General features: G+C 65.3%; 7 protein-coding genes and 1 pseudogene. 2 read left to right on the top strand and 6 right to left on the bottom strand.

Annotated features, from left to right (window positions below):
• Positions 1-85: 85 nt before the first annotated feature.
• From rsmH to KAY22_RS24170, 4 genes are all read right to left on the bottom strand, one after another.
• A complete protein-coding gene (rsmH, locus tag KAY22_RS24185) occupies positions 86-1,054 on the bottom strand; it encodes a 16S rRNA (cytosine(1402)-N(4))-methyltransferase RsmH (RefSeq protein WP_296625694.1) in 969 nt (322 codons plus the stop codon).
• Positions 1,051-1,542 carry a division/cell wall cluster transcriptional repressor MraZ gene (locus tag KAY22_RS24180; RefSeq protein WP_296625693.1) on the bottom strand — a complete coding sequence of 164 codons (492 nt, stop codon included), beginning with the start codon at positions 1,540-1,542 and terminating at the stop codon, positions 1,051-1,053. Before KAY22_RS24180 ends, rsmH begins: the two co-directional genes overlap by 4 nt.
• Positions 1,543-1,968: 426 nt before the next feature.
• The gene (locus KAY22_RS24175; protein WP_296625692.1) at positions 1,969-2,199 is read right to left on the bottom strand and encodes a hypothetical protein; all 231 of its coding nucleotides are present in this window, start codon (positions 2,197-2,199) and stop codon (positions 1,969-1,971) included.
• Positions 2,200-2,319: 120 nt separating this feature from the next.
• Positions 2,320-3,318: a cysteine synthase A gene (locus tag KAY22_RS24170; protein ID WP_296625691.1), complete on the bottom strand. Its 999-nt coding sequence runs from the start codon at positions 3,316-3,318 to the stop codon at positions 2,320-2,322.
• A gap of 77 nt (positions 3,319-3,395) precedes the next feature.
• Here KAY22_RS24170 and KAY22_RS24165 point away from each other — a divergent pair, with 77 nt between their 5' ends.
• Complete coding sequence (locus tag KAY22_RS24165) at positions 3,396-3,893, top strand: DNA-deoxyinosine glycosylase (protein ID WP_296625690.1); 498 nt, start codon at positions 3,396-3,398, stop codon at positions 3,891-3,893.
• 105 nt (positions 3,894-3,998) lie between these two features.
• Positions 3,999-4,379 carry a hypothetical protein gene (locus KAY22_RS24160; protein ID WP_296625689.1) on the top strand — a complete coding sequence of 127 codons (381 nt, stop codon included), beginning with the start codon at positions 3,999-4,001 and terminating at the stop codon, positions 4,377-4,379.
• Positions 4,380-4,430: 51 nt separating this feature from the next.
• On the opposite strand, the gene KAY22_RS24155 is transcribed toward KAY22_RS24160, so the two are convergent.
• Both KAY22_RS24155 and KAY22_RS24150 read right to left on the bottom strand, forming a co-directional pair.
• Complete coding sequence (locus KAY22_RS24155) at positions 4,431-4,916, bottom strand: YbaK/EbsC family protein (RefSeq protein ID WP_296625687.1); 486 nt, start codon at positions 4,914-4,916, stop codon at positions 4,431-4,433.
• Positions 4,917-4,921: 5 nt separating this feature from the next.
• A pseudogene (locus KAY22_RS24150) lies at positions 4,922-5,193 on the bottom strand (hypothetical protein); the annotation flags it as partial.

Genomic DNA, 5,193 nt, shown 5'->3' with positions numbered 1-5,193 from the left:
GCGACGGTCTGCGAGATCATGTAGAAGGTCAGGGCGGCAGCACAAATGCCTCCCGTCCAGACCACCTCCTTGAAGCGGGTCGTGATCATCCCTGACGTCCTTCTCTTTTTACGCTGAGACCCCATGGTGAGGCCTCGGTCCGGTGCGCGACGCGAAGCGTGGCGGACCGTGACCGGGGGTTTCGGGCAATCTCCGCATCGCTTGCACGGACGGGTTTGGAGACGGCCTCGAAGCTTGGACGCGGCCCCCCGGCGCGCGCATCTGGAAGGTGACGGGACCCGGCGGGATTGCCCCCGCTGCGTTCGCGCAGGAAGCGCTTCACGATCCGGTCCTCGATCGAATGGAAGGAAACGACGGCCAGCCGGCCGCCGGGCTTGAGTACGCGCTCGGCCGCAGCCAGGCCCTGCTCGAGCTCTTCGAGTTCGGCGTTCAGGTGGATGCGGATCGCCTGGAAGGTCCGGGTCGCCGGATCCTTTTTCTCATGCGGCCGGTGGCCCAGCGCGCGGCGCACGACTTCCGCCAGTTCGCCGGTCCGCGTCAGCGGGCGTGCCTGGACGATCGCCCGCGCGACCCGGCGCGAGCGGGGCTCGTCGCCCAGTTCGAAGAGGACATCAGCGATCTCGGCTTCGTCCGCAGTGTTGACGAAGTCGGCGGCGCTCATGCCGTCCTGCTCCATCCGCATGTCGAGCGGACCATCGGACTGAAAGGAAAAGCCCCGCTCGGCGCGATCGAGCTGCATCGACGACACGCCGATGTCGAGCGTCACGCCGTCGACCTGGCTCACGCCGCGTTCGGCCAGCGCTTCGGCCATGCGCGAGAAGCGCTCGGGAACGAGCGTCAGCCGGCCGCCGGCCTGCTCGACGAGCGGCTGACCCTCTGCAATCGCATCGGGATCGCGGTCGAACGCATAGACCTGAGCGCCTTTGTCCAGGATCGCACGCGTGTAGCCTCCGGCGCCGAAGGTGCCGTCGACGTGAATCTCGTCGGCCTGCGGGCCGAGGCCGGCAAGGACCTCATCCAGAAGCACGGGGATATGGGGCGCGGTGGCGGTCATCCGCGCTCCTTCCGCTTGGCGAGGAGCTCTTCCATCTCCTCGATCACTTCTTCCGACTCGCCACCCGGCGTGGCGCGCAGGATATCGGGGCTCCAAATGCGGAAGCGCCGGCCGCGACCGACGAAGAAGGCGTCGCCGGTGATGCTCGCCTTGGTGCGCAGCCGTTCGGGCAGGATCATGCGGCCGGCCGCGTCGAAATTGACGTCCTTCATCAGCGGGAAGGCTTCGGCCTCGAGCCGGTCGAGAATGTCGCCCATCAACTCGCCGGTCTGCTCGGACATGCGCGCCGCATGCGCGGTCATCTGCTCCTCGGTCTCGGCGATCTGAAGACCGTCGCTCACCTCAATGCAGGGAAGGGTGGGGTGGCGCGTCATCCGCAGGGTCTTTTCGAGACCCGAGGCGACCTTGCCCGATCCGCAGCGGATTTCGATGGTCTGACGAAAGGCAGCCGGGAGCGAAACGCGCCCTTTCAGGTCCACGCCGTTCATATGAACGTCATTGAAGACCGCACCACCCGCCGCCACCGAACAAACCCCGTTTTCTGAGGGGAGAACCGCTGCGCCATGCCGCCCAAAGGGCCGCGGGAGGCGTCGATGCGTAGGGCGATACTCCCCACCCCATTGCACCATTGGGATGTACTTGGATCGCTCTGGTTTGACAAAGGGTTTTTATACCATTTCATGGTTCTATGTGGTTCGGGCTGTGGATTTCGCGGGACAGCTTGGCTCCGTTCGATGCGTGTAAAATGCGCAAAGCGCCGAAATCCGCGGGGAATGCCCCGGGATGAACCTGTGGATAAGTTTAGGGAAAAGCCATGTACCGCCCCGGTAACGATCCGGAACGGGCTGTGATGTCCCGACGGTCGGTGCCGCCGGCGACTATGCGGTCAGGGCCGGGCGGTCAGGGCCGGGCGGTCAGGGCTGGGCGGGTCCCGGCTGAGTCGTCTGCGTTTCGCCGCTCGTACCGCCGGGGGCCACGCCGAGTTCAGCAAGGGGATCGCCCGAGGGGGCGCTGCTGTTGGCGGCCGAGGCGAGATTGGCTTCCTCGCTCCGATCCTTGGACCGGAAGCCGACGATCGCGGCCGCGAAGAGAACGATGAGGAACACCACGGCGAGGCCGGTGATGCCGATCCGCACGCGATGCATCAGACGTTGTTCCCCATAGCTCTTTTTTCGATCAGCCCGGCGTACAGGTCAATCGGCAATATAGGGAGCGACGGGTCTGCTCGCGACCCTGCACATGCCGGACCCCGGTAACGCCTCGTCTCAGCGTCGAAGAAGATCGGGAACAGGCAGCCCCTTGGACTCGAGCCATGCCGGATTGAACAGCGAGGAGAGGTAGCGCATGCCCGGATCGCACAGGATCGTGACGATGCGCTTGCCGGGGCCCAGTTCGCGCGCGAGGGCCATCGCACCCGCCACATTGATGCCCGACGACAACCCGACGCACAGGCCCTCATTCTCCAGCAAGGCAAAGGCCTGCTCGAGGCCCTGTTCGTCAGAGATGCGGAACTGCGTGTCGATCGGCGCGCCATCGAGATTGGCGGTGATGCGGCTCTGACCGATGCCCTCCGCGACGCTGGAACCTTCGGCCTTCAATTCGCCATGCGCGAAATAATTATACAGCGCGGCGCCATGCGGATCGGTCAGCCCGATCACGATATCCTCGTTGAACGACTTGAGGCCCAGGCCCACGCCCGCCAGCGTGCCACCGGTGCCGACGGCGCAGGTGAAACCGTCGATCCGTCCCTCGGTCTGGGCCCAGATCTCCGGCGCAGTCGTGCGGATATGCGCAAGGCGGTTGGCGGTGTTGTCGAACTGGTTGGCCCATAGTGCGCCGGGTGTCTCCTCGGCGATCCGGCGCGAGGTGTGCACATAATGGGCAGGGTTGGAGTAAGCCGTCGGTGCGACCAGCACCAGCTCTGCGCCAAGCGCGCGCAGCGTCTGCTGCTTCTCCTGGCTCTGCGTATCGGTCATCACGATGATCGTGCGATAGCCGCGCGCATTGCCGACCAAGGCGAGGCCGATGCCGGTATTGCCGGCGGTGCCTTCGACGATCACCCCGCCCGGCGCGATCAGGCCGCGCTCCTCGGCATCGGTGATGATCGCCAGCGCAGCACGGTCCTTGACCGATCCGCCCGGATTCATGAACTCGCACTTTGCGAGGATGTCGCAGCCGGTCGCCTCGCTCGGGCCCTTGAGGCGGACGAGCGGCGTGTTGCCGATCAGCGAGATGGCGTCGGGGGCAATGGTCTGGCGTAGCATGGCGTCTGCCTAGCCGAGTGCACCGCCTATTGCCAACATAGCTTGTGTTGCGGTCCACCCATGCCCAGCTTCACTCCATGACGCGCAAGGCCAGCTTCCCGCCCGTTGTCCGGGCCGACACGAAATTGCTTCTGCTCGGGAGCCTGCCCGGCGAGGCGTCGCTGCGGGCCGATCGCTATTATGCCCATCCCCAGAACCAGTTCTGGAAACTGGCGGGCGCCGTAGCGGGTCTCGTCGATCTGCCCGAGCGGCCCTATGACGACCGGCTCGCGTCGCTGCTCGACGCAGGCATCGGGCTGTGGGACGTCGTGTCGGATGCGTTGCGCTGCGGCAGCCTGGATGCTGCGATACGGGATCATCGAACGAACGATCTCGTTGCGTTGATCGAAACGCTCCCCGAGCTTCGTGGGGTCGGTTTCAACGGCGGCACTGCGGCGCGCATCGGTCGAAAATTGCTGGAGGGAGTGGCAGAAATCCAGCTTTTCGACCTGCCGTCCAGCAGTCCCGCCTATACGCTGGCGCTAGCGGCAAAGACCGAGCGTTGGTCGATGATGCGCGTCTGCCTGCAGCAATGATGTCTGGAGGGGGCTGTAAAAGATAAAAAATGTCCGTTCATGCACCCTTCATGCAATCGCTCTACTTGACGCACCGCACACAAGGCCCGCAAGAGACAGAGCGCTATGCAAATCCATTCCCGCCTCATCACCGCCGCCGTCCTCGGAACGGCTTTTATGCTGACCGCTTGCGGAAAGCCCGAAACGATCACCGCCGGGGGCGATGACCCCGACGCCAAGGCGCTCAACGCCGCAGCCCCGGTCGAACTGCCGCCGATGGTCACCCACAGCCGCACCTATCGCTGCGCGGACGGCGCGCTCGTCTATGTCGACTTCCTGAGCAACAACAGCGCGACGCTCAAGAAGGACAAGGGCGAGGCCGGCACTCAGCTGAAGGCCGAAGCGGCCGGCAAGCCTTATACGGCGGAGGGCTATTCGATCAGCGGCGATGGTCCGCAGGTCGAGATTGCGATGCCGGGCAAGGCCGCCCAGAGCTGCAAGGCCTGATCGCAAGTCAGACGAAGGATCGAGCCGGCGGACGATGTTCGCCGGCTTTTTTCATGCCCCGTCTCCCGGCAGTGCAGGGGGCTGACATACATCGATCCAGGTCGCGCCGGTAAGCGCCGCGAGCCGGTCGGGCGTCAGAGCGACCGATGCGGTCCGCGAACCTGCAGCCGGATAGACGATGGCGAAATCGCGGAGCGACCGGTCGCAATAGACGGGCAGAGGCGTGGCAAGGCCGAACGGGCACACGCCGCCCACCGGATGGCCGGTCAGCGCCTCGACCTCGTCAGCATCCAGCATGCGCGGACGCCCGCCCAAGGCATCCTTGGTCTTGCGATTGTCCAGACGCGCGTCGCCGCGCGCGACGACGAGCAGCCGGCGTTCCCCGACGCGGACCGATAGGGTCTTGGCGATCTGCCCCGGCAAAACGCCAAGCGTTTCGGCCGCCTCGGTCACCGTCGCAGTACTGCGGCCCTGATCGATGATCTCCAGATCGGGCGCATGAGTGGCGAGAAAGATGCGAACGGAATCGAGGCTCATCGTGGTCAGTCTCTGCGGACGATCAGGCCGAATGGCAGGACGCCATCATCGGTGCCGTCGAAGTTGAGCTGGGCGACGGAAAAACCGCGCGACAGCAGGGTGACGGCGAGGCGTTCTACCTCTTTGCGCGGTAGCGCCCCGCCGGTCGCGGCCGTGCTTCCCGCCAGACGCAGCATGTGGATCGCCACCCCGCGCGGACGAAGAACGGCCATCATCTCCAGAAGCGCCGTCGCGCTGCTGCCCTGTGCATAGCTTTCATTGGCAATATCCAGGGTGA

Source organism: Rhizorhabdus sp. (genome assembly GCF_018006725.1).
Taxonomy (GTDB): domain Bacteria; phylum Pseudomonadota; class Alphaproteobacteria; order Sphingomonadales; family Sphingomonadaceae; genus Rhizorhabdus.
This window is presented reverse-complemented; position numbering and strand designations above follow the sequence as displayed.

Excerpts from the sequence above, each read along its gene's own strand:
- rsmH (WP_296625694.1), bottom strand. The coding sequence starts at position 1,054 with ATGACCGCCACCGCGCCCCATATCCCCGTGCTTCTGGATGAGGTCCTT.
- KAY22_RS24180 (WP_296625693.1), bottom strand. The coding sequence starts at position 1,542 with ATGAACGGCGTGGACCTGAAAGGGCGCGTTTCGCTCCCGGCTGCCTTT.
- KAY22_RS24175 (WP_296625692.1), bottom strand. The coding sequence starts at position 2,199 with ATGCATCGCGTGCGGATCGGCATCACCGGCCTCGCCGTGGTGTTCCTC.
- KAY22_RS24170 (WP_296625691.1), bottom strand. The coding sequence starts at position 3,318 with ATGCTACGCCAGACCATTGCCCCCGACGCCATCTCGCTGATCGGCAAC.
- KAY22_RS24165 (WP_296625690.1), top strand. The coding sequence starts at position 3,396 with ATGACGCGCAAGGCCAGCTTCCCGCCCGTTGTCCGGGCCGACACGAAA.
- KAY22_RS24160 (WP_296625689.1), top strand. The coding sequence starts at position 3,999 with ATGCAAATCCATTCCCGCCTCATCACCGCCGCCGTCCTCGGAACGGCT.
- KAY22_RS24155 (WP_296625687.1), bottom strand. The coding sequence starts at position 4,916 with ATGAGCCTCGATTCCGTTCGCATCTTTCTCGCCACTCATGCGCCCGAT.